The sequence below is a fragment of the Rhodococcus sp. 5A-K4 genome, from assembly GCF_046097995.1.
Taxonomy (GTDB): Bacteria; Actinomycetota; Actinomycetes; order Mycobacteriales; family Mycobacteriaceae; genus Rhodococcus_F; species Rhodococcus_F erythropolis.
Genome location: NZ_JBJURM010000005.1, coordinates 295,792 through 318,270, shown reverse-complemented (window position 1 = coordinate 318,270; position 22,479 = coordinate 295,792). Strand labels below are relative to the sequence as shown.

Sequence of the window (22,479 nt, the reverse complement as noted above, 5' to 3'; positions counted from 1 at the left end):
CCAGTGATNGTTGGGGGGCTTTCTCGTACCCAAAACACCCCCCCAAAAAACCACCCCGCACTCTCAGAGCGAACGGTACGTCCGTCGCCTCAGATCGACCGAACGTACCGTTCACACCATTAGGGGCGGGAGCACGGCCGGCTCACCACCCCGTCCGGGATCGAGTGAACGACACTCTCACCCTCTTAGGCATGGGCAGATCCGACAGGCGTTATCGCAGAGCCTCCTGCAGCACCTCGCAGAGCACATCCAGCGTCCTGGAGTACTGCGACTGCGTCGGCGTGCTGTAACCGACGACGATGCCGTCACCGCCGACTGACGATACGTCGGGATGTCGGAAGACGGACAACCCTTCGAGCCCGAGATCGCGCGCCTGCGCCGCCGCAAGAACAGATTGTTCGGTGCCGGAGGGAAGGCGGATCACAGCGTGAAGACCCGCGGAGATCCCCTCGACCCTGGCCCGGGGTACTTGCTGTGCAAGGGTCGCAACCAGTTGATCGCGTCGTCGTCGATACGAGGTACGCATCTTTCGAATATGGCTGTCGAATCTTCCGGATTCGATGAAGTCTGCCAAGGTCAATTGATCCGTTGAACTTACCCAGCGTTCGTAGGGTCCCTTTGTTGCGAGGACGGGTTCGATCAGCCTGTCCGGCAACACCATCCATCCGATGCGAATGGCCGGCGACAGTGTCTTGCTGACAGTGCCCAGGTACGCAACGTGCTGCGGCGCGATTCCTTGGAGTGCACCGACAGGCTTTCTGTCGTAACGGAATTCGCCGTCGTAGTCATCCTCGATGATGACGCCACCGGTAGTCGAGGCCCATTCGAGAGCGGTCGCGCGCCTCGCCGGCGTGAGGGGACCTCCGAGAGGGAACTGATGGGTCGGCGTCAGCAGAACACTCTCAGCAGACGTTGACGCCAATTCGTCTGTGCAAGTCCCTGATTCGTCGACTGAAATGGGAATTGTCAGCAGTCCTTCGTCGACGAGCAACTGTCGGTGCAGGTGAAGGCAGAAAGCATCGACCGCAATCGTTCCTCCGAGTGCACGGGCGAGGAGGGAGATCCCGTGACCCGAGCTGGCACTGATCACAATGCGGCTCGGATCGACGCGAACGCCTCTGGTGCGGCTCAGGTATGTGGTGAGGGCGTTTCGGAGTTCGACTCGGCCTCTGGGATCAGTGGTCGCGAAAGCGTCGGTCGGCGCGGTGGTCAAAGCACGTCTGGCGGACGAAATCCATGCAGTCCGGGGAAACGCCGACGCGTCCGGTGATCCGGGGAGAAGGCTGTAGGTCAAGCGCCGTCGGGTCGGTGATGGCTCGACCTCGCGACTGTGTGTGCTGGCGAGCGTGGCGACCACGGTTCCGGAACCCGGCCGCGTGACAAGCCATCCCGCGGCGGCGAGCTCGGCATAGCAGTCCGCAACGGTGTTTCGGGCAACTCCGAGGTCGAGTGCGAGGGTGCGGGAAGGTGGGAGTCTGGTGCCGGGCTTCAACAGTCCACTGTCGATCGCGTCGCGAAGCGTCTGAAGCAGCGCAGCGCGAACCCCGATTCCCTGTGGCAGCTCGATATGCAGATCGAACCCAAGATTGGCCCATGAATTCATCACCGGATTGAACCATGTTTCGGGGTCTTTCCGGGACTACGGTTTGAGTATGACTACAGCAACAGGACAACGACTGGATATCGCAAAGCTGGCGCCCGAGGTCTACAAGGCGATGATTGCGTTGGATGCCGCTGCGCGCAAGGGGCTGGAGCCAACGCTCGTCGAGCTGGTCCTCACGCGTGCGTCGCAGCTGAATCATTGCGCGTGGTGCCTGGACATGCACACTCGCGACGCCCGAAAGGTCGGCGTGACGGAGCAGAAGCTCTACCTACTGAACGCGTGGGAAGAAGCGCGAGGGATGTACTCCGATCGCGAACGCGCCGCACTCGCCTTGACCGAGGCCGTGACAGTCCTTACCGACGGTTTCGTTCCGGACGAGGTGTACAGCGAGGCGGCCGGCGAATTCTCGGAGGAGGAACTGGCCCAGCTCATCAGCGTCATCTTCACGATCAATGCGTGGAATCGCATTGCGGTTACCACAAGGAAGGCGCCTCCGGTCCGAGACTGATCCGAGGCTCGTACTCCGCTCTCTGTCGGGGGCAGATTGCCGCCGTCGAAGATCTGGGTAATCGACACAAAGAGGACCAAAAGATTGGTTAAGACTGTGAACAAAACCAACAGATTCTCTAAATGTGAGGCAAATCACATTTAGGGAATCGGTGGATTGTTCCGAGTATCTGCAAGTTGTCTGAATCCAGACAAAGCAGTCTCGGTTGGAAGTTCCGGTGAAGGGGTCCGCATTGCGGACCCCTTCTTTTGTGTGCGCGCTGAAAACGCCCCTTCCTGTGAGTTTCCCCAGAATGTCCGAGTTACCGACCGGCTAGCATTCGGAGGAATGCCGGGAACGCCCCGGTTACGTGAGCCGATTTTGAGTTGATCGCGATAGTTGTGCGGTTGGACAAAGGTGCAGTCATCTTGTTGGCTAACTCGTCGTCCGGAGGTTCAAGCTGCGTACGGGGGCTCGACGATCGGGTGGACTTTCTTGAAACATGCACTACATTGCCATCTAGTAACTGGCTGATTGCCAAAAGCGATCAGGCCGATCCTCTCGGAAGTGAGCGCTGGGTGGCGTGGCCTTGGGAATCCAAGCAACCTTCCCGCTACCGAAATGTCTTGAAAGGGAAGCTTTGATGACTGTGTCTGGTTCACGGCGTAGGCCGCTTGTTCTCCGGCTCTCGCTAACTGCAGCTATTGCCGCAACGGTGGCCGGTAGTAGCGTTGCTTTTGCTTCACCAGCTGTGTCCGCGCCGATGCCTGTGCGAACCGCGGCTGCTCCGGCGTTCACCGCCGGGTTGTGTGAGGGCACTGAGTACACGCCCTCCGAGCAGATGCTCGACATCTCCGGCATTCGGCTGGATCACTACAACGACGGCAACATCGTGCCGATGTACGGCACCACGGATCGGGGTACCTCGGCCGCGGTGGATGCGCCGGTCTGCGGTGTCCGCGACGTCGACGGAATTGCGAAGTCGGAATGGATGTACTGCACGGACTTCGATCTCGATCCATGTGCCGGCGTCGACGAAAACGGTTTGCCCGTCGACAAGCACAACGACGAGATGGGTGCGACGGTTCCGTCATCGGGCAATCCCGATCTGTCAGCCGACGATCTCGCTGTCATCAGTTGGTTGCTGCAGAATCCCGCCAAGCTCGACGGCGCCGTTTCGGGAAACGGCAGTGAGGATGCGCGTTCGGCGCGGCAGACGCTGGTGTGGTGCGTTTCGGACTACGACAATCCGCTGATGGCCGATTTCAAAAGCCTGTGCGACAGGAACATCGGCGACGACGAGCGAGCTCGCATCGTCGAGATCATGAACGTCACGCAGACGCTCGACCTCGTTCGTAAGACACCCGCGACGGGAACTCTGAAGGCCGGCGAGACTGCCGTGTTCACCCTGAACACGAATATGTACCGGAAGCCGATCAATGTTCAGTCCTCGGCGGGCACCGAACTCACCGTCTGTGGCGACAACGCCAAGGCAACGTTGAGCGCAAACCAATTGACGGTCGACGGCCGCGGCGACGCACCGACTGCCGTGGATCTGTGCCTCACCACTGCGGACAGCGGTGACTACTCCGTGACCGCAAGCGTCATTCCGGATTCGGTCGAGAACCTGCACTGGAACACGGCAGGCGCACAGTGCCAGATCTTCGCGTCGTTCGACACCGTTCGGCCGGCGTTGATGAATGCGTCTGCCAGCGTCGGATATGCAGCATCGCCCACGACGACACCCGCAACGACGACACCGGCAACAACGACACCGGCAACCACGACGCCTGCAACTCCGGTCGTTCCGATTGTGCCCATCGTGCCGATTGTTCCGATCGTGCCGATTGTGCCGATTGTGCCGATTGTGCCGATTGTGCCGGTCGTGCCCGTAGTTCCGGGTGCGCCTGTTCCGTCGCAGCCGGTTGCAACTCCCGCTGCTCCGGCGCCGTCGGCTCCGAAGCAGGCCACCGGACCTCGCCCGGTTGCCATCGACGGTGGTGCCGCTGAACAGAATTCAGGCCGCAACGTTGCCGTCGCAGTGACGGGCCTCGGGCTTGTCGGTATGGCTGCTGCCGGAGCAGTTGCTCTCCGCCGCAAGCGTTCCTGACACCAGGCAGATGTAGTAGACGTCGGCACCGGTCACGATTCGTGTGATCGGTGCCGACACAGATCAGACGCAGGGGGCGTCAATTCGCAAGAGGCGCCGGGGGTGCCTCATCCCGCAGGAGACAGTTCGATGACCATGTACGAGTCGGATCCCAATCCATCCAATCCATACGACGATTCCAACCGCGATCAGCCCGCGAACATCGGCAAGGGGCGTCGTGTCGCGTTCATCCTGGCCCTCGTCGCGGTGCTTGTCGCCGGTGCTTCCATGGCTTTCGTCGGCCTGCGATCCTCCGATGACGATGCTGCGATTCCGCCGAGTCCGGGAGTTGTCATGTCGCACTCTGCGAATCCGGCGGCGCCTTCGGATGAGTTGATGGCTCCCAATACCCTTTCGCTCGATCCGGTCGGTGTTCAGGCGCCGATCGTGGACGCCACCGTGCCGGAAGGAGTTCTCACTCCGCCGGAGAACGTCAAGAACGTCGGAATCTGGCTCGACGGTGCCTCGCTCAACTCGGTCACCGGCACGACTTTGATTGCCGGGCATGTCAATTTGACCGGCCAGGGTAACGGTGCGCTGTTCGACCTGGGCACGATCGAACCGGGTGAAGTGATCCGTACATCCGACGCGACGGGCAAGAGCACGTCGTGGAAGGTGACTGCGGTGACGACGCGCCCGAAGGCCGATGGCGTGGAGGAAAGCGTGCTGGCCGGCCCGGAGGGCCCTCGCAAGTTGGCAGTCGTAACCTGCGGCGGCGAACTGCAATTCGAGGACGGTGTGGGTAACTACGCCGACAACGTCTACCTGTACGCGGATCTGATGGTCTGAGACACAGAAACAATCCAGTCGGTCCCCGATCCCTCTTCGTAGAGATCGGGGATCGCCTGTTGGATAGTGTCGCAGGTATGGATCTTCACCTGTCTGGAAAGCGTGCGATCGTTGCCGGTGGTAGCAAGGGGATCGGTCTGGCAATCGCCAGAGGTCTGGCCGCTGAAGGGGTCGACATCGCGATACTCGCGCGCACTGAGCAAACGGTCGTGGATGTTGCCCGAGATTTGGCTTCGGAGTTCGGAATTCGTGCGACCGGAGTCGTGACGGACACACGAGACGACGACGCAGTTCAAGCGTCGGTGCGGCAAGTAGTAGAGGAGTTCGGCGGCGTCGACATTCTGGTCAACTCCGCAGCGACTCCGTTCAGCGCCGGAAAGCCGACGGATTTCGAGGCGACCACAGACGACGTCGTGCGCGACGAAGTCGAAGTGAAAGTGCTCGGCTACCTGCGCACTGCGCGTGCTGTAGCGCCGTATCTGATCGATCAGGGTTGGGGTCGGATCATCAACATCAGCGGTTTGGGTGCCAGACAGGCAACCTCGATCGCCCACACGATCCGCAACGTCAGTGTGTCTGCGCTGACCAAGAATCTTGCAGACGAGCTGGGCCCCAAGGGAATCAACGTCACCGTCGTCCATCCGGGCGTGACGCGGACCGAGAGGTTGACCGCGCGGATTGCGCGCGAGTCGGAAGAATCCGGCCGCTCGCAGGCGGAGGTGGAGCGGGGTATCGCGACGAATTCGATACACCGGATCATCGACGCCGAAGAGGTGGCTGACGTCGTGACCTTCCTGGCATCGCCGCGAAGCATCGCGATCACCGGTGACGCGGTGGCAGCGGGTGGAGGAGTGCCGGGGCCGGTCTATTACTGAGAACTCACGTACTGCTACCTGCTCGCGGTGGTGACGATCGTGTGAACACGTCCGCCGCCGAGTCTCTTGCTTTCGTACATCGCCGAATCGGCGACTTTCTGCATGTCGGTGAACGCTGTTGCACGCTCTTCTCCGGCGACGAATTTGTGGGTACGCACGGCGATTCCGATGCTCGATGTCGACGGTATCTCGTCGGTATTCGAGTGCATTGCCGGTCCGATCGAGTCGAGCATCGGGCCGATGGCCGGCACGGAAAGTCTTTGAGCGAGGATGAATTCGTCGCCGCCGACCCGTGCGACAACAGCATCGGCATGTGCCCAGGCGGACAACCGCTGTGAAACCCGGAGAATTATGCGGTCGCCCACGTCGTGACCGTGTACGTCATTGATCGTCTTGAACCGGTCGATGTCGATCGCGATCACGAGTAGTGCCGCCGATTCCTGACGCTGGAACTCCGCGAGTACCTTCTCGACGTGGCGGTCGAGGCCACGACGGTTCAGGAGCCCGGTGAGGGGATCGAGGTCGGAGCTGGACGCGTCCATGCTGAGCATCGTCAGCACGATCTGCGAGATGAACGCACAGACCACGAGTGCGGTGACGACAACCAGCACTTTCGAAACACCGAGCGCAGGATCTCGCTCCGGCCCGAAGAGGATCGGCTGCGCAGCCACCACGATCATCACAACCGAGAAGGTCAGGTGTGCGATCTGCAACTTCGGATTGTGAAAATAGGCGATGTAGATACCGATCAGCGCGTAGATGACACAGGTAAGTAATCGCACAAGCTGCGAGGAATCTCCAAGTACGGAAATCGTGACTGCGATGTCGCAGAAGACTACGAAACCGAACGAGCGGCGCTTTGTCGGGCCGAAGACCCACCATGAGACTCCGACCATGAAGCACGAGATCACGACAACAGTGTTGAAGAACAGCGCAATCGTGCTTGTCGGACCGGCCGGACTGAATCTGTTGAGTAGTGCGCACACGCCCAGTCCGATGACAATGATGCCAAGTAATAGCCGGGTGGCGGTCGTGAGGCCGTTGTCGCGGAGATAGCGAGTGAATCGGTCGTATTGATCGGGGAGGGCCAGCCACTCGCGGGTCAGGGTCCTCATGGACTTCATCTGCGACGTCATGAGTGCATCAGTCTGCGATGGCGGGAGCGTGCGCCGTTCATCGTGAACTGACTCCTCTTCTGTCTGGCACCTTGCAATGCTAGCTGGATCGATGCCGTGTTGGACCGAGATGTTCGGATCGGCGACCCGAATGTCTGGGTTCCGCCAGCGTGGAGTATAAATACATCTTGTGTCTATGTTGTATTCCGCTTCGGAGAACGTCTTCCGCGAAGTCAAGGAGCTGATCCTTTCCGGCGAACTCGCCGGCGGGGAGCTGATCAGCGAGGGTGACATCGCCGCTCGGACCAATGTGAGCCGAACGCCGGTGCGTGAGGCGTTTCTGCGTCTCGAGTCGGAAGGTTGGATGCGCCTCTACCCGAAGAAGGGGGCGCTGATCGTCCCGGTCGCGGATGGGGAAGCGGAACACGTAGTCAGTGCCAGACAACTCGTCGAGACTCAGAGCGTTCGAGTGGTGTCGGTCCGACCGCACGCACGTGAAGCGCTGGTCGCAGCGTTGCGCGCGAATCTGATCGAGCAACGTGAGATTGCTGATCGCGGGGACGTTGCCGCGTTCAGCGCGATCGATGCCGACTTTCACAAGATGATCGTTGCCGCCGGTGGGAACCCTTTGCTCGACTCGTTCTACGCGAGTCTGCGCGACAGGCAACGACGGATGACAGCGCGGTCGATCTCACGCGACCCCGGCCAACTGTCTCGCATCCTTGCCGACCACACCGCGCTTACCGACCTCGTAGAAACAGGCGATGCAGACGGATACAACACTGCCGTCCTCACACACATGCGCCAGGTGCACGGCCTCGGCTTCGAAGGAACTCTGTGATGAGCACCCAAACGATAGACGCTGGGACCGCAGCCGAACGTCGTCCAGGCAGTGAACGTGGCACCGGCGGAAAATGGCTGTGGCTGACCGTTGCCGCCAGCATGTTCGCCGCGGCCTGGGGCGGCAACGAATTCACGCCACTGCTGGTGATGTACCGACTCGATCACGGCTATTCGCCGGTGATGGTCGACTTCTTCCTCTTCGCCTACGTCGTCGGAATTGTGCCGGCCCTGCTGCTCGGCGGCCCGCTGTCCGATCGATTGGGTCGACGCCCGATCATGCTCCCCGCGCCGATAATCGCGATCGCCGGTTCGACGCTGCTCGCTTTCGGGGCCGACTCCGCTGCCGCTCTCATTCTGGGAAGAATCCTCTGCGGCATCGCCTTGGGGATCGGTATGGCCGTCGGCGGCTCCTGGGTCAAGGAGTTGTCCACGCAACCTTGGGATTCGACGGCGTCGGAAGGCGCGGGTGCCAGGCGAGCAGCGATGAGTCTGACTGCCGGCTTCGCCTTGGGAGCGGGTGCCGCGGGAATCTTGGCGCAGTGGGCGCCCCTGCCGAGTGTGTTGGCGTACGTGTTGCACATCGCGATCACCGTCCTCGCGGCCATGGCGCTGTGGCGTGCTCCCGAAACACGACCGGCACAGGCGAAATCCGACCGACGCAGGTTGATCGACGACCTCAAGATCCCCTCGGCAGGGCATCGTAGATTCCTCTACGTCGTTGTTCCGTTGGCGCCGTGGGTGTTCGGTGCTGCCAGTGTCGCGTATGCAGTTATTCCGGCGCTCATGACCGGGCACAGTGGCGATGCGCCCGTGGCCTTTTCAGCTCTGCTGTGCATGGTCGCGCTGACATGCGGCTTCGCGATTCAGTCGTTGGGGCGCAAGATCGATACCGACCGCAGCGCGCGCGGCGCCGTTGTGGCTCTGGTGTTTCTGGTGGTTGGTATGGCCGGCGCTGCTCTGGTTGCGTCGACGCTGACCGTGGCGATCGCGATCGTGGCTGCAGCGATCCTCGGTTGCGGGTACGGCATGGCATTGGTTTCCGGGTTGCTGGAGATCCAGCGAATCGCGGGGCCGGACGATCTGGCAGGACTGACCGCGGTGTTCTACTCGATCACCTACATCGGTTTTGCTGTGCCTGCGTTGCTGGCGATGCTGTCGGAAAGCATTCCGGCGCTGAGCTACACGGTGACTCTTCTGTTCGGATCAGCCGCCGCCGCTGCCTGCTTGATTCTGATTCTCTTCAAGTCGCGTTCACATCTTCCGAGCGCGTGATGCCGTCCGATCCGCCGACCCCTGCGAGAGTCGGCGGACCGGGGCGAAATCACGCGTCTACAGTTGCGGAACCGTTTTCCGAATTGTGGACCGAATTGTGTACCGAACCAACCGGAACCGATGCGGTCTTGTTCAGGCCGTTGAGCAATCCGGTGATATCGACGCCTGAGCTTTCGAGAGTTTCGATGACGCCGGCGATCACCTGGGGGCTGATGCCCAGGATCGAGCCGATCGAACCCTGGGCCCCGTCACTGCCGCCGACGATGGAGATGCGGTCGATGTCGCCGACCGGCTTCGCCGCCGCTGCGGTGGCGTCGACCAATGCTGCCAGAACATCAGGCAGAGTGAGCAACTGCGCGGCCTGCGGGGTGTAGGAATTGAGCGCCTCGGCGATCTGACGCTTACCGGCAGCTTCGGCTTCGAGCTTGGCGCGCAAACCATCCGCCTCGGCTTGTTGCTCGGCACGGACGGCGTCGGCCGCTACCTTGCGGCCGTCTGCTTCGGCTTCCAGACGTGCTCGAAGGCCGTCGGCATCAGCCTGCTGCTCAGAGCGAACAGCGTCGGCGACGAGCTTTCGTGCATCGGCCTGAGCGCCGCCGGCCTGCCTTGCTGACTCGGCCTGTGCCTGGGCGCGGAGGATCGCGGCCTGTCGCTCACCCTCTGCGCGTGCGATGGAGGCTTGGCGTTCGGCCTCGGCCGGTGCAATGACATCTGCCTGCAATGCCGCTTCCGATTGCTGGGCGCGACGACGCTCGACCTCGGTGCGAGCTTCGACGCGGGCCGCCTCGGCCTGCTCACGTGCGATGCCGACGGCCTTCTCGGCTGTTGCCTGCGCGAGGGGCCCGGCCTGGTCGGCCTCGGCGTTCTCGGCTTCGGTCTGTGCTCGCAGGCGAGCGAGTTCGACGTCGCGTTTCTGATTTGCACTCGCGATCGCGGTGTCGGCTTCGGCCTGCGCGACGGAACCTGCCTGTCGCGCCTTTGCCGACTGGATCTGCGAATCACGCTCTGCTTCAGCAGTTCCGATCGCGGCATCACGTTTGACCTCGGCGATGCGGCGCTGACCGAGCGATTCGAGATAGCCGTTGAAGTCGGAGATTCCCGCGATCTTGATGACATCGACTTCCATGCCGATGCGGGCGAGGTCGCCGCCTGCCTCCTCGACCACACTGCGCGCAAGCGAATCGCGGTTGGAGTTCAGATCCTCGACCGTCATGGTCGCGGTGATTCCGCGCAGACTGCCCGCGAGGATTTCGTTGATCTGCTGCTGGAGTTCGTCCAGGTCGGAAGTCAGGAATCGTTGCACCGCTGTCTGAACCGCTTCGTCGGCGGAACCGATTCGCACCAGGCCGACTGCCTCGACGTTGACCGGAACACCGTCGTTGGAGAGCGCATTCTTGAGATTGATGCTGACGTTGAACGGCTCGAGCGACATGATGTCGACGCGTTCGATTCCGGGAATCTTGAACCGGGCACCGCCGCGGACGACCTTCGGCTTGCCTCGTCCGGTGAAGACCGCCACTTCGTTCGGCGGGACCTTGACGTAGTTCTTCACGTAGATCGCGGGGAGAACGATGAAGATGATTACTGCGACTACAACCGCAATGATGATGATTGGCAGCATGTATCGAGTCCTTAGATCGCGTCGTCAACCGTGACGACGTGAAGGTATTGATCGTCTACATCGGCGATGTAGACGGTGGTGCCGGTGGTGAGCGCCATCGGCTGTGCACTGACGGCCTTGGCCTGGACGCGATTGCCTTCGGCGTCGACGAACGAGACTTCTCCCCAACCTTCGGCTGCGATGGTGAGGGTGACCGTGCCCAACAATCCGTGGTATGAAGCGCGCCCGATGTGCGAATTATCTTGTTGCTTAAGGAGATAGGGGAGAAGAAGGCCGCGCGTGACGACAACGAGAACGGCGGCGAGTGCGAGTGCTGCAATCACCGCTACCAGCCTCGGAGCGTCCGCGAGAGTGGCAGCTACGCCGCCGGCGCCGAAGCCGAAAAGTGCTGTGGCCAAAGTTGTCAGGCTCAGAAATGGCAGCCCGTCTGCGTGGCCGCCGCCCAGATCTGCAACCTCGCCGACGGCAAAGGCTCCGATCAGGGCGACAACCCCGATCACGAAACATATTGTGAATACAACAAACATCGATCCCCCGATCTACCTGTCGAGGAAACGTGCCCTGAGAATTGTGTTGTCGGGGTCGTCCCTCGGCCCACCTCTATAGTAAAGGTAAGACAAAGCTAATCGGCGCATTCGGAATGTTTCGGCGTGGTGCTACGGCTGGGGGAAAGCGTCAAAGCCGAGGTAGCGGGCGTTGATTCAGCCAAGCATCCCAGAGAGGGCGCAGTGGGGTGTCGGTGAAACGTGAAGCGAGATCGGTGAATTGCTCGGTGCTGACCGTGCTGTGCCGATGCTTCGTGGTCCACTGGCGGATCAGTTCGAAGAATTTCTCGTCTCCGAGAACGCCGCGCAGGGCGTGCAGAGTCAACGCGCCCCGCTTGTAGATTCGATCGTCGAACATCAGGGCGGGCCCGGGATTGGCGACGATCAAGTCCTGAGATTTACGCCCGAGCCCTTGATAGGCGTTGGTCGCGAGTTGGTTCGAGGATGGGCCACCGGAATTCTCGGACCAGATCCACTCCGCGTAACAGGCAAAGCCTTCGTGTAGCCAGATGTCGCACCACTGCCCGAGAGTGAGGCTGTTGCCGAACCATTGATGGGCAAGCTCGTGTGCGACAAGACGTTCGGAACCGCGCCTACCCGTGCAGTGGTTGGCTCCGAAGATCGAGAGTCCCTGCGCTTCGATGGGGATTTCGAGTTCGTCGTCGGTGACCACAGCGGTGTAGTCGGCAAAGGGATACGGGCCGAACAGCTTTCCGAAGACCTCCAGCATCTGGGGTTGGCGCCCGAAGTCGACGTCGAACGCTGCGCGCAGCCGAGGTGGGTGAACGGCGAAGACCGGTACCGGCCCGGCGCTCACCTGTCGGTGCTCGTATTGACCGATCTGAATCGTCGCCAGGTAGGTTGCCATCGGTTCGGTCTGCTCGTAGACCCACGTCGTCTGACTCGCACGGGTCTGCTTGCGGATCAGCTTGCCGTTGGCGAGGGCATAGAACGGGGAATCGGTGGTGATCGAGATGCGGTACGACGCTTTGGAAATCGGATGGTCGTCGCACGGGAACCAGGACGCCGCGCCGTTGGGCTGACTTGCGACCAAAGTTCCTTCGTCGAGTTCCTCCCAGCCGACTTCGCCCCACAGGCTCTTGATCGGCTCGGGGTTGCCGCTGTACGCGATGGTGACCGACAGGGCACCGCCCGCGGGGATCTTGGTAGACGGCGTGAGGATCAGCTTGTTGTTCAAGTGCGCGTACTTGGTGCCGCGGGCACCGTTGACGGACACCTTGGACACCTGCAGGTTCTGCGCGAGGTCGAAGCTGAACTTGGATCGGCTCTCGGTGGTGACAGCGGTGATGACTGCCTTGCCGGCGAGACGGTTACTGAAGACCTTGTACGTCAGTTCCAGTTCGTACCGAGACACGCGGTAACCGCGGTTGCCGTTGTGTGGCAGGTACGGATCGAGCGGCTCTTCGAGCATTCTGTTCGGCTTCACGACGCCACCCACGGTGCAATCGGATTGCCCTGCCAGCGGGTGGAGGGCGGAACGGTGTCACCTCGCATCACCAGAGATGCAGGCCCTACCGTCGCTCCCGCGCCGATGCCGGCTGCGGGTAGCGCGACACAATGCGGTCCCAGCGTTGCTCCTGCTCCCAAGGTGACGGTGTCCATGGACATGATCCGATCATGGAAGAGATGAGTTTGCACGACGCACCCCCGTTCCACTGTCGCTCCGTCGCCCAAAGTCACAAGATCTGCCTCGGGTAGCCAGTACGACTCACACCAAACGCCCTTGCCGATCTTGGCCCCGAGCCCACGCAAGAAGATGTTGAGTACGGCAGTACCAGTCGCTGCGCGAGCGAACCACGGCGCTGCGACGGTTTCGACGAACGCGTCGGCTACCTCGTTGCGCCAGACGAACGAACTCCACAGCGGATGCTCGACCTTGGCGATGCGTCCGACGACGATCCACTTGGCGGCGATGGTGATCGCGCCAGCCACTGCTCCGGCGACGAGCAGAATTACGCCGCTCAACAGAGCCGCGAACCAGAATCCGACGGCGCCGACCAGTGCTTCGAGTGCAAACAGAACACCGAGACCGATGCCGAACGTGACCATCACGGGGATCAGTCGGCAGGTTTCGACCACTCCGCGGGCGATCTTGAGTCGCATCGGCGGATTGAACGTGCGGGCGGCGTCGGTGTCCCCGGCAGCCCTTCTCAGACGTACCGGTGGACTACCCAGCCACGATGATCCGGACTTGGCCTTGGACGGGGTGGCCGACAGAACCGCCACGAGACCGTTCTTGGGGACGCGTCGACCGGGTGCGGTCATACCGGAGTTGCCGAGGAACGCACGCTTGCCGATCTTCGCCTGTTCGATGTGCATCCAGCCGCCGCCGAGGCCGTAGCTCGCAACCATGGTGTCGTCGGCGAGGAATGCGCCGTCGGCGACCGTCGTGAACTTGGGAAGGAGGAGCACGGTGGATGCTTCGACGTTCTTGCCGATCTTGGCGCCGAGGAGGCGGAGCCATCCCGGCGTCAGCAGGCTCGCGTAGAGCGGGAAGAGGAAGGTTCTGGCCGAGTCGAGCAGGCGTTCGGTCGCCCACACCTGCCAGCCGATGCGGCTGCGGACAGGGTGGTAGCCGGGGGTCAGCCCGATCGAGAGAAGACGAACGGCCACCAGTGTGACGACTGCGAAGACGAGCAAACTCAGGATGGTCGCGACGGGAAGCATGATCAGCGATTGGAGCACTGCGCTCGCGAGCGTGTCGGTGTCGCGGATCCACCAACCTATCAACGCGATTCCGGCCATCAGAGCGAAGATCGGCATACCGGCCAGGAAGACCGAGGTGACGCCGTATACCGGCACCCAGCCGGGTGCGCGCTTCGGATGTTCGGCCGGCCAAGGATGATTCGCTTTCCCGACCTTGGTGGCGGGGGAGCCGGCCCACTGCTGGTTTGCCTTTACTCGGCCGAACACCGCAGATCCGGGTTCGACGACGGCGTCCCGACCGATACGCGCGCCGGGCAGAAGCGTCGAGCGTGAACCGACGGAGGCGCCGTCGCCGATCTTGATCTCGCCGATGTGAATGACGTCGCCGTCGATCCAGTGGCCCGAGAGGTCGACTTCGGGTTCGACGGAGCAGCCGTCACCGAGTTCGAGCATGCCGGTGATGGGAGGAAGTGTGTGGAGATCGACGCCGCTGCCGATGTCGGCGCCGAGGGCGCGGGCGTAGTAGAGCATCCACGGTGCGCCCGAAAGGTTGGCTGCGCCACTGGCTTCGGTGAGTCGCAGCGCTATCCACAGACGCAGGTGTTCACTACCACCTCGCGGGTACGTTCCTGGTTCCAACTTGCGTAGGAGCAGGCGCGCCCCGACGACGGCGATGGTCATACGGCCGATCGGCGTGATGAACACGATGAACGCCAACAGGATCCACCACCACGAGACCGTGGGTGCCCAGCTGACGTCGACGAACCAGCCGAGGACGTTGTTCGCGATCGCCAGCCACGTCACCCACTGCAGTCCGGTGAGCGTCGTGAGTGGAACGGTGACGGCGATCTGCGCCAGCTGAGTTTTCAAGGGTGTTGGAGCGACGATGCGCGGCTCCACAGTTTCGGTGGGTGCCAATTCGTCGAGATATTCGGCGAGCGATCCCAACCGTGGATGGTCGTAGAGTTGTGCGACGGTCACTTCTGGGAACCGCTCGCGCAGGGCGGTCACCAACTGAGCAGCAGAGAGGGATCCGCCGCCCACTTCGAAGAAGTCGTCGTCGAGTCCGGTGATCTGGGCTCCCAGGATCGATCCCCACAGGCCGGCAACCCAGGCAGCGGTGCCGTCGAGGCCCAACGCGGCCCCGGCATCTTCACCGGCGCCGGGCAACGGCCACGGCAGCGCATTGCGGTCGACCTTGCCTGACGTACGCGTCGGAAGTTCGTCCATCAACGCCAGACGCGGCACGAGGGCTGCTGGTAGCTGCTCGCTGAGCAGTGCATGAGCGGCCTTGAGATCGAAGTCGGGATCCGTGCTGGCGATGTATCCGACGAGGAGCTGGTTGCCGGCTGCAGTCTTCTTCACGGCTGCGGCAGCGCCGCTCACGCCCGGCAGGTTCTGCAAGGCGTTGTCGACCTCACCGAGTTCGATGCGCCTGCCGCCGAGCTTGACCTGATCGTCCGCGCGGCCCTGGAACATCAGGCCGGTGGTCTCGAGCCGGACCAGGTCGCCGCTTCGGTAGGCGCGTTCCCACCCGAGCGAGGGCATCGACGCGTACTTCTCGGCGTCCTTCGCGGGATCGAGGTAACGGGCGAGGCCGACGCCGCCGATCACCAGCTCGCCCACCTCGCCGACCGCGACGGGATTGCTCTGGGCGTCGACGACGGCAAGGTCCCAGCCGTCGAGGGGGAGGCCGATGCTGACGGGGCTCTTGCCGTCCATCAGTGCGCCGCAGGCGACGACGGTTGCCTCGGTGGGGCCGTAAGTGTTCCAGACCTCGCGGCCCTCGACGGCCAGGCGCTCTGCCAGTTCGGGTGGGCAGGCTTCGCCGCCGAAGATCAGGAGTCGAACGGCTTCGAGGGCCTCGGCCGGCCACAGAGACGCAAGCGTCGGCACAGTGGAGACGATGCTGACGTCACGCGAGACCAGCCACGGGCCGAGGTCCATGCCGCTGCGAACCAGCGAACGAGGAGCCGGGACGAGGCAGGCGCCGTGGCGCCACGCGAGCCACATCTCCTCGCAGGACGCGTCGAATGCCACTGAGAGTCCCGCGAGGACGCGGTCACCAGGCCCGATGGGCTCGTCCTGGAGGAACATGCGCGCCTCGGCGTCGACGAAGGCTGCGGCATTGAGGTGAGTGACCGCGACGCCCTTGGGGGTGCCCGTGGATCCTGAGGTGAAGATGATCCAGGCGTCGTCCTCGGGTTCGGGTTCGCGAACCGGTGGATGTTCGAGCCGCTTCGGCGCCGTCCCCGGCTGGATTCCGTCGCCGGTGATGATCGCCGCTACCTGCGCCTCGCCGAACACCAACTCGGCGCGCTCTTCCGGATCGTCGGCGTCGACGGGAACGTAGGCGGCGCCCGCCGCGAGGATCGACAGGATCGCGACGTACAGCGAACGCGAACCTGACGGCATCCTGATTCCGACGCGGTCACCTGCGCCGACGCCGGCATCACCGAGCCAGCGCGCACCGAGCGCGATCTCGTCGAGCAACTCCGAGTACGACAGTGTGGTGTCGCCGTCGTCGATGGCAGGTGCTTCCGGGTTGGCCTCGGCTGAGGCCCGCACGATGTCGATGAGCGTGCGCGGCGCAGGTGCATGCGCCGACCGTAGGAATACGGACGGAATCCCGAAAGATTGTTCCGTCTCCGACTGCGACTGGAGTGGCAAACCCGTTGGTCCTGTTCTACTCACGAAACTTAGAGTCCTGCGAACTGTCGAGTTGAAAGTCTCATGACAAGTTTGCGAGTTGGTGAACAGATATGCCTAATGCAACATGCCGAACGTGCCGGTCAGTCCGTACTGGCAGCTTGCGCGTGGCCTTCTGCCGAGTCGGCGAACTCGGGTGTGTCGAACACCTCTCCGCCCAGCGGATCGACGACCTTCGATTCCTCGGAGAAGTCGACGGCGCCGGTATCCGGGTCGATGTTGACCGCATGGGCGGGAACTTCGTGGACCGCGACGAGCATGTGGGCGTCGGAGGGATCCGTCATGATCCCGCTTTGTGACGGAGTGAGCCCGGCGAAGGTCGACGAGATCTTCAGATCGCGGAGCCGCTTTTCGGTGGGTTGCGGAACGTCGGTCGATGCCGAGGCATTTGTAGAAACCCGCAGGTAGCGTGGTGCCGACGCGACCTCGTATCGGAACGCCTTCAGCATCGACAGACATGCCAGCACCATGATGACCGAGAACGGTACCGCCGTGGCGATGGCAACGGTTTGCAGCGCCGTGAGCGATCCACTGCCACCCACGATGAGGAGAACGGCGGCCGCGGCACCGGAGAGGAACGTCCAGTAGACACGCGTGATCTTGGAGGTCTCCAAGCTGCCACCGGTCGCGAGGATGTCGATGACGATCGAGCCGGAGTCCGCGGACGTGACGAAGAAGAACACGATCACGACGATCGCGAGAAGACTCGAAATCGTTCCGAGCGGAAGTCCGTCGAGAAGCGTGAACAGTGACGTGTTGGTGTCCACTGCGCCGGATGCGTCGAGCATCGTGCCCTCGTTGCGCTGACGCAGAATGCCGGAGTTACCGAAGATCGTGAACCACAACGAACCAACCAGCGTCGGGGCCAGCAGCACACCGAAGACGAATTCGCGGATGGTGCGGCCACGTGAGATGCGCGCGATGAACATGCCGACGAACGGTGCCCAGCTCATCCACCAACCCCAGTAGAAGATGGTCCATGCGCCCTGCCAGCCGTCTTCGGCGAACGGGGACGTGCGCAGCATCAGTTCGGGCAAGGCCTGGACGTATCCACCGAGGTTCTGCACCCACGACTGCATGAGGAACAGCGTCGGTCCCAGAATCAGGACGAACAGGGCCAGCGCGGCAGCGAGCATCATGTTGATGTTGGAGAGCCACTTGAGGCCCTTCGTGACACCGGAGACGACCGAGAAGGTGGCCATACCCGTCACGATGACGATGATGGTGATGACCAACCAGTTGTCGGTCTCCACCCAGCCGAGGTAGTCGAGGCCGGCCGAGATCTGCTGGACACCGAAGCCCAGCGACGTCGCGACACCGAACAGCGTGCCGACGATGGCGACGACGTCGATGGCGTGGCCGATCTTTCCTTCGATGCGAGCCCGTCCGAGGAGCGGCTCGAGCAGCCAACGGATCGACAGCGGGCGACCCTTTCGGTAGGTCATGTACGCCAGACCAAGGCCGACGACGACGTAGATCGCCCATGCATGCAAGCCCCAGTGGAACAGCGTCAGTTCCATGGCTTGATTGGCTGCGGCGTCCGTGGATCCGGCGATCTGCCCGGCGACGGGTGGGGTCACGTAGTGCGAAAGTGGTTCGGCTACTCCGTAGAACACGAGCCCGATGCCCATGCCGGCGCTGAAGAGCATCGCGAACCACGAGAGCATCCCGAACTCGGGCTGCTCGTCGTCACGTCCCAATCGGATGTTGCCGATGCGGCTGATTCCGCAGTACAGCGCGAAGATCACGAAACCGGTGGCCGAGAGGATGTACCACCAGCCGACGCCGTCGCTGATCACATTGTTGAGTGTTTCGAAAGCATCCGCGGCGGTTCCCGCGTAGATCACGGCAAAGGCGATCAGGGCAAAGATCACTATCGACGCGGGGATGAACACGGGTTTCCGTAGTTCACGCCACGCAGTTTTGACCGCAGTCATTCCACTCCTCGAACGTTCAGGCATTCACAGCGCCCATCAGGGCGGCCACGTGTCACGCGTAGGTGGGCGTTTCGCTCGCACCATCGCAGGTCAAGACCGGGCTATTGCTTTGAAATTCAACGTAACGTCAAGTTTCGGTCAACTCAACTGGACGAAAGATGCTGCACTGTCGCGAAAGTTTTCACTGGATGCCGTAGTTCCGGTTGTAAATCGTTGGGTAATAGTGGCATTGGGTCATGAGTGGAATGCTGAACGGCGAATTCGATTGGTACGGTGAGTTGAATCGGTCGAGTCGACGCTCACCGATTGACCACATTTGTCAAACTCGGCGAAACAGCCTGTCTGTCAGGTGGTTAACTCCTGGCGTGCTTGCCCGATCGTGGCGGTCAGGTGTCGATACCTAACTGTGATTGTGATGGTCGCAACTATCAGTGATGCGGGCCCTGTTCGCCCCGCTGAGCGTCGATCAGATCCATCGCATCCTTCAGACCCAAGCCCGGATGCAGTTCGCGTAGTGCCTTGATTGCCGGAATACGGTCGTCAGTCGACGCGAGTGCACTACGGACGTCGTCGGCAGGGATTTCGGTGGGGGCAGTTGTCCCTTCCCACCACACCGACTGAGGTTTGTTCCTGTTTCGCCAGGCTTGGACTGCGTAGTAAGCAGATCCGGCCGTCGCGAAAAGCCAGATTGCGAGGAATGTCCAATTCCAAGCTGTGGGTTCTGTGATGACCTTGTCGATGGTGCTTGGGCCGAAGAAAACGAGTAGCCAAACCAGCACGATCGTCTGCCACCATCGCTCGACGCGCCTGCTCGGATTCCACCACTCGGCCATCGACCGATACTCGCACAGGGCTGCTGTTTCGGTGCGACGATGGTGATCATGGAGATTCGTGATGCGGTGGAGCGACTTCGGGCGGATTCCGGGACCTCGATGATCTTCGGTGAACCGCACCAGACCAGCGACGGATCGACGATCATCACGGTTTCGCGACTACACCGGCAGTGGCGGGGCGACCCGATACCGGTGCCAGTGGGAGTGTTCTCGATCCACGAGGGTGAGCCGTCGTGGTCACCGGCCGTCGATCACACCAGGGCGGCCTTGATGGGGGAGTTCATCGGGTTGGCGGCCGCGGTGATCGCAACCCTGGCAGTTCTACGTCGACCGCCCTGGCCTGATGTGACGATTCGGAAGGGGTGACTCAATAGGGGCGACTCAGAAGGGGTGACCCAGAATTACGCCGATCAACTGGAACGGCATCGCGAGGAACATCGATCCGACGTAGAGCGGATAGCGAATCGGGTCGCCGGCGAGGTAACCCTCGGCGAGCCAGGCCATGACATCTGCTGATCCCATATTCGTTACTTCCCTTCGCGGTTGTGGTTCACCGACATTTTCGGTCGTGGGAGTTGTTTTGTTACAAGCGAACTCGAAGGAGGAGTGCATGTGACGGCAGTTTCGACGCAGCAAACTCAGTCAAGTGAGATCCCCGGGGGCGGCAGTCTCTACCGGCTTAGTCTGGATACTTAGCACCGTGGCGTAGTGAAATCTGTGCATTCTGCACATGTCGGGACAATTCGGTGAGCCTTACAGTCGCTAAATGACAACGACACCTTCTCCTCTCTCAGACAAGACCGTCGTACTGATCGGTGGCGGAACAGGCATCGGGCTGCGGGTGGCGCAGCTTGCCGTCGACGCCGGCGCGCAGGTAGTTCTCGGTGGCCGAACCACATCCAAGCTGGAAGCAGCGGCCACGCAGCTGGGTGAGGCGGCGCACTGGTTCACAGTCGACACCTCCGACGACGACTCGGTGAAAGCGTTCTTCACCAACATCCCCAGCGTCGACGCTCTCTTCACCACGGCTGCCGATTACCAGGTCGGCTCGTTCCGCGAACAGAGCGTCGAGGAAGCCGCGTCGCCGTTCACCTCCAAGTTCTGGGGGCAGTACCGCGTCGTGCACGCTGCGCTCGACAAGCTGACACCCACCGCATCGGTGGTCCTCATGTCCGGTGCTGCCAGTGTGCGGCCACCCGCGGCTGCCGCGGCCTACGTTGCGGCCAATGCGGCAATCGAGGGGCTCGGGCGGGGGCTGGCGGTCGAGCTGTCGCCGATTCGCGTCAACACCGTTGCTCCCGGAACCATCGACGGGCATCTGTGGGCTCAGCGTCCGGCGGAGGTTCGGGAGGCGGCGTTCACCTGGAGTGCGGAGAACAACGTGCTCGGCCGCGTCGGGAACGAAGACGAGATCGCACAAGCGGTGTTCTATCTCTTCGCCAACACGTACACAACGGGTTCCACGCTGTACCCCGACGGCGGGTACGCGTTGCGCTAGACCGTGCCATTTGACGACTGTGTGAAATGGCGACTGTGCGAAATGCATTGTCGTAACACGAAGAAACGCCAATTCGCCCATAGGCGTGACCCCGGCCACATTCGTACCGTCTTCTCCGAGAACACTTCCCAACTATTCGAGGAGTCCGTCATGAAAAACACATCAACGACCGCCGCCGGCGGTAAAGTGTCCGACGGTGACGACTACGCGCTCACCCGCGTTCCCGACGAAGCACGGTATTCGTGGTTCTCGGTGGCAGTACAGCGATTCGGTCAGGTTTCGGCACTCGCACAGTTCCTGCTCGGCGCTACGCTCGGCTACGGCATGACGTTCTGGAATGCCTTCTGGGCATTGACAGTCGGGGCGGTGATTCTCGAGGTCGTCTGTATTTTCATCGGCATCATCGGGGTTCGTGAAGGGCTCAACACGTCGGTGGTCGCACGCTGGTGTGGATTCGGGCACGCGGGTTCCGCGGTGATCGGCCTGGTGATCGGAGTCAGCCTGATCGGTTGGTTCGGCATCCAATCTGCTGTCTCTGCATCAGGTTTGCACGGAATCATGCCGTTTCTGCCGCAGTGGGCGTGGGCCCTGGTCTTCGGCCTTCTGATCACCGCGATAGTCCTTCGCGGGTTCGGCTCCATGCAGCTGATCGCCAACATCACCGTTCCCCTGTTCTTGCTTCTGGTGGGTTGGGCCGTCATCGCCGAACTGCGTAATCACTCGCTGTCAGATCTGATGGCATCTGCTCCAGCCGGACCGGAGCTCAGCTTCCTCGCCGGAACCACCATCGTCGCAGGCGGTTTCATTGCCGGAGCAGTGATCACACCCGACATGACGCGATTCAACCGCACGGCGGGTGACGTCGTGAAGCAGACACTCGTCGGAATCACATTAGGCGAATACGTGATCGGATTGACCGGTGTACTTCTTGCGCATGCCGTTCGCAGTTCCGACATCGCCACGATCATCCTGTCGTCGGTCGGCTGGGTCGGCGTTCTCATCATTGTTCTCGGAACTTTCAAGATCAACGACTGGAACCTGTACAGCTCGGGGCTCGGCATCGTGAACTTCATCGACGTAGTGTTCGGGCGACGCATCAATCGCGCCGTCGTCACCGCTGTGGTCGGCGTGACCGGTTCGATCCTCGCGGCTGCCGGAATCCTGAACTCGTTCACCGACTTCCTGATCCTGTTAGGCGTCGGATTCCCGCCGATCGCCGGAATCATGGTGGCGGAGTACTTCATCGTCAAGACCTGGCGCAAAGACCTGGAGGAGAGTCGAGCCGCGGGTACCCTCCCGAACTCGGCGCCCACTTGGGTACCGGCCACGTTGGTGATCTGGATCGTCTCGGCGCTGATCGGGCATTACAGCACCTTCGGTTTGCCGTCCATCAACGCGGTGGCCTCGGCATTCGTTCTCTACGTCGTCGCGGGTCGACTCGGCCTGATTCGCGGGGTCGGACGCACCACAACCGAAGCGCCGCAAGAGCCTTCGGGAACATCTGCGCTCACGCACTAGCACTGCAAACACTGTAGA

The 22,479-nt window shown here is 61.9% G+C and carries 18 protein-coding genes; 9 read left to right on the top strand and 9 right to left on the bottom strand.

What is annotated here, in order from left to right; all coding sequences use genetic code 11:
* Positions 1-211: 211 nt before the first annotated feature.
* Positions 212-1,603, bottom strand: a complete 1,392-nt coding sequence (locus tag ACKAMS_RS09730) for a PLP-dependent aminotransferase family protein (protein ID WP_315872766.1) — start codon at positions 1,601-1,603, stop codon at positions 212-214.
* 49 nt (positions 1,604-1,652) lie between these two features.
* Here ACKAMS_RS09730 and ACKAMS_RS09725 point away from each other — a divergent pair, with 49 nt between their 5' ends.
* The 4 genes from ACKAMS_RS09725 (at position 1,653) to ACKAMS_RS09710 (ending at position 5,903) form a co-directional block, all read left to right on the top strand.
* Positions 1,653-2,111: a carboxymuconolactone decarboxylase family protein gene (locus tag ACKAMS_RS09725; RefSeq protein WP_069147323.1), complete on the top strand. Its 459-nt coding sequence runs from the start codon at positions 1,653-1,655 to the stop codon at positions 2,109-2,111.
* Between the two features lie 622 nt (positions 2,112-2,733).
* Positions 2,734-4,200 (top strand): hypothetical protein, encoded by a 1,467-nt coding sequence (locus tag ACKAMS_RS09720; RefSeq protein WP_408988926.1) that lies wholly within the window; start codon positions 2,734-2,736, stop codon positions 4,198-4,200.
* Positions 4,201-4,329: 129 nt separating this feature from the next.
* Positions 4,330-5,028: a class F sortase gene (locus ACKAMS_RS09715; protein ID WP_041815532.1), complete on the top strand. Its 699-nt coding sequence runs from the start codon at positions 4,330-4,332 to the stop codon at positions 5,026-5,028.
* A 77-nt stretch (positions 5,029-5,105) separates the two neighbouring features.
* Positions 5,106-5,903, top strand: coding sequence for an SDR family NAD(P)-dependent oxidoreductase (locus tag ACKAMS_RS09710; RefSeq protein ID WP_020906001.1), 798 nt, complete (start codon positions 5,106-5,108; stop codon positions 5,901-5,903).
* Positions 5,904-5,917: 14 nt separating this feature from the next.
* Here the strand turns inward: ACKAMS_RS09710 and ACKAMS_RS09705 are convergent, their stop codons facing one another.
* On the bottom strand, positions 5,918-7,039 hold the full coding sequence (locus tag ACKAMS_RS09705; RefSeq protein ID WP_408988925.1) for a GGDEF domain-containing protein: 1,122 nt from the start codon (positions 7,037-7,039) through the stop codon (positions 5,918-5,920).
* A gap of 175 nt (positions 7,040-7,214) precedes the next feature.
* Here ACKAMS_RS09705 and ACKAMS_RS09700 point away from each other — a divergent pair, with 175 nt between their 5' ends.
* Together ACKAMS_RS09700 and ACKAMS_RS09695 are read left to right on the top strand one after the other, a co-directional pair.
* Positions 7,215-7,859: a GntR family transcriptional regulator gene (locus ACKAMS_RS09700; protein WP_042950544.1), complete on the top strand. Its 645-nt coding sequence runs from the start codon at positions 7,215-7,217 to the stop codon at positions 7,857-7,859.
* Positions 7,859-9,133, top strand: coding sequence for an MFS transporter (locus ACKAMS_RS09695; protein ID WP_029254359.1), 1,275 nt, complete (start codon positions 7,859-7,861; stop codon positions 9,131-9,133). Before ACKAMS_RS09700 ends, ACKAMS_RS09695 begins: the two co-directional genes overlap by 1 nt.
* Positions 9,134-9,182: 49 nt before the next feature.
* Here ACKAMS_RS09695 and ACKAMS_RS09690 read toward each other — a convergent pair whose 3' ends face one another.
* The 6 genes from ACKAMS_RS09690 to ACKAMS_RS09665 form a co-directional block, all read right to left on the bottom strand.
* Positions 9,183-10,754, bottom strand: coding sequence for a flotillin family protein (locus ACKAMS_RS09690; RefSeq protein WP_020906004.1), 1,572 nt, complete (start codon positions 10,752-10,754; stop codon positions 9,183-9,185).
* An 11-nt stretch (positions 10,755-10,765) separates the two neighbouring features.
* The gene (locus ACKAMS_RS09685) at positions 10,766-11,281 is read right to left on the bottom strand and encodes a hypothetical protein (protein WP_020968283.1); all 516 of its coding nucleotides are present in this window, start codon (positions 11,279-11,281) and stop codon (positions 10,766-10,768) included.
* Between the two features lie 148 nt (positions 11,282-11,429).
* Positions 11,430-12,731 carry a M1 family metallopeptidase gene (locus ACKAMS_RS09680; RefSeq protein WP_044480251.1) on the bottom strand — a complete coding sequence of 434 codons (1,302 nt, stop codon included), beginning with the start codon at positions 12,729-12,731 and terminating at the stop codon, positions 11,430-11,432.
* 11 nt (positions 12,732-12,742) lie between these two features.
* Positions 12,743-16,636, bottom strand: a complete 3,894-nt coding sequence (locus tag ACKAMS_RS09675) for a Pls/PosA family non-ribosomal peptide synthetase (RefSeq protein WP_003941141.1) — start codon at positions 16,634-16,636, stop codon at positions 12,743-12,745.
* A 122-nt stretch (positions 16,637-16,758) separates the two neighbouring features.
* Positions 16,759-18,612: a BCCT family transporter gene (locus ACKAMS_RS09670; protein WP_408988924.1), complete on the bottom strand. Its 1,854-nt coding sequence runs from the start codon at positions 18,610-18,612 to the stop codon at positions 16,759-16,761.
* A 428-nt stretch (positions 18,613-19,040) separates the two neighbouring features.
* The gene (locus ACKAMS_RS09665; protein ID WP_047889581.1) at positions 19,041-19,445 is read right to left on the bottom strand and encodes a hypothetical protein; all 405 of its coding nucleotides are present in this window, start codon (positions 19,443-19,445) and stop codon (positions 19,041-19,043) included.
* A 39-nt stretch (positions 19,446-19,484) separates the two neighbouring features.
* Between ACKAMS_RS09665 and ACKAMS_RS09660 the strand changes: the two genes are divergently transcribed.
* A complete protein-coding gene (locus tag ACKAMS_RS09660; protein ID WP_029254362.1) occupies positions 19,485-19,811 on the top strand; it encodes a hypothetical protein in 327 nt (108 codons plus the stop codon).
* Between the two features lie 15 nt (positions 19,812-19,826).
* Here ACKAMS_RS09660 and ACKAMS_RS09655 read toward each other — a convergent pair whose 3' ends face one another.
* Positions 19,827-19,967: a hypothetical protein gene (locus ACKAMS_RS09655; RefSeq protein ID WP_003941170.1), complete on the bottom strand. Its 141-nt coding sequence runs from the start codon at positions 19,965-19,967 to the stop codon at positions 19,827-19,829.
* Positions 19,968-20,211: 244 nt separating this feature from the next.
* Between ACKAMS_RS09655 and ACKAMS_RS09650 the strand changes: the two genes are divergently transcribed.
* Together ACKAMS_RS09650 and ACKAMS_RS09645 are read left to right on the top strand one after the other, a co-directional pair.
* Positions 20,212-20,943 carry an SDR family oxidoreductase gene (locus ACKAMS_RS09650; RefSeq protein ID WP_029254363.1) on the top strand — a complete coding sequence of 244 codons (732 nt, stop codon included), beginning with the start codon at positions 20,212-20,214 and terminating at the stop codon, positions 20,941-20,943.
* Between the two features lie 150 nt (positions 20,944-21,093).
* Entirely contained in the window at positions 21,094-22,461 is a 1,368-nt protein-coding gene (locus ACKAMS_RS09645; protein WP_051636445.1) for a cytosine permease, read from the top strand.
* The last annotated feature ends 18 nt before the right edge of the window (positions 22,462-22,479 follow it).

What these genes read in the sequence shown, in the direction of transcription:
- ACKAMS_RS09645 (WP_051636445.1), top strand. Translation starts at nt 21,094, where the DNA reads ATGAAAAACACATCAACGACCGCCGCCGGCGGTAAAGTGTCCGACGGT.
- ACKAMS_RS09690 (WP_020906004.1), bottom strand. Translation starts at nt 10,754, where the DNA reads ATGCTGCCAATCATCATCATTGCGGTTGTAGTCGCAGTAATCATCTTC.
- ACKAMS_RS09710 (WP_020906001.1), top strand. Translation starts at nt 5,106, where the DNA reads ATGGATCTTCACCTGTCTGGAAAGCGTGCGATCGTTGCCGGTGGTAGC.
- ACKAMS_RS09680 (WP_044480251.1), bottom strand. Translation starts at nt 12,731, where the DNA reads ATGCTCGAAGAGCCGCTCGATCCGTACCTGCCACACAACGGCAACCGC.
- ACKAMS_RS09705 (WP_408988925.1), bottom strand. Translation starts at nt 7,039, where the DNA reads ATGACGTCGCAGATGAAGTCCATGAGGACCCTGACCCGCGAGTGGCTG.
- ACKAMS_RS09715 (WP_041815532.1), top strand. Translation starts at nt 4,330, where the DNA reads ATGACCATGTACGAGTCGGATCCCAATCCATCCAATCCATACGACGAT.
- ACKAMS_RS09725 (WP_069147323.1), top strand. Translation starts at nt 1,653, where the DNA reads ATGACTACAGCAACAGGACAACGACTGGATATCGCAAAGCTGGCGCCC.
- ACKAMS_RS09730 (WP_315872766.1), bottom strand. Translation starts at nt 1,603, where the DNA reads ATGAATTCATGGGCCAATCTTGGGTTCGATCTGCATATCGAGCTGCCA.
- ACKAMS_RS09655 (WP_003941170.1), bottom strand. Translation starts at nt 19,967, where the DNA reads ATGGGATCAGCAGATGTCATGGCCTGGCTCGCCGAGGGTTACCTCGCC.
- ACKAMS_RS09670 (WP_408988924.1), bottom strand. Translation starts at nt 18,612, where the DNA reads ATGACTGCGGTCAAAACTGCGTGGCGTGAACTACGGAAACCCGTGTTC.
- ACKAMS_RS09720 (WP_408988926.1), top strand. Translation starts at nt 2,734, where the DNA reads ATGACTGTGTCTGGTTCACGGCGTAGGCCGCTTGTTCTCCGGCTCTCG.
- ACKAMS_RS09700 (WP_042950544.1), top strand. Translation starts at nt 7,215, where the DNA reads ATGTTGTATTCCGCTTCGGAGAACGTCTTCCGCGAAGTCAAGGAGCTG.
- ACKAMS_RS09665 (WP_047889581.1), bottom strand. Translation starts at nt 19,445, where the DNA reads ATGGCCGAGTGGTGGAATCCGAGCAGGCGCGTCGAGCGATGGTGGCAG.
- ACKAMS_RS09650 (WP_029254363.1), top strand. Translation starts at nt 20,212, where the DNA reads ATGACAACGACACCTTCTCCTCTCTCAGACAAGACCGTCGTACTGATC.
- ACKAMS_RS09695 (WP_029254359.1), top strand. Translation starts at nt 7,859, where the DNA reads ATGAGCACCCAAACGATAGACGCTGGGACCGCAGCCGAACGTCGTCCA.
- ACKAMS_RS09685 (WP_020968283.1), bottom strand. Translation starts at nt 11,281, where the DNA reads ATGTTTGTTGTATTCACAATATGTTTCGTGATCGGGGTTGTCGCCCTG.
- ACKAMS_RS09660 (WP_029254362.1), top strand. Translation starts at nt 19,485, where the DNA reads ATGGTGATCATGGAGATTCGTGATGCGGTGGAGCGACTTCGGGCGGAT.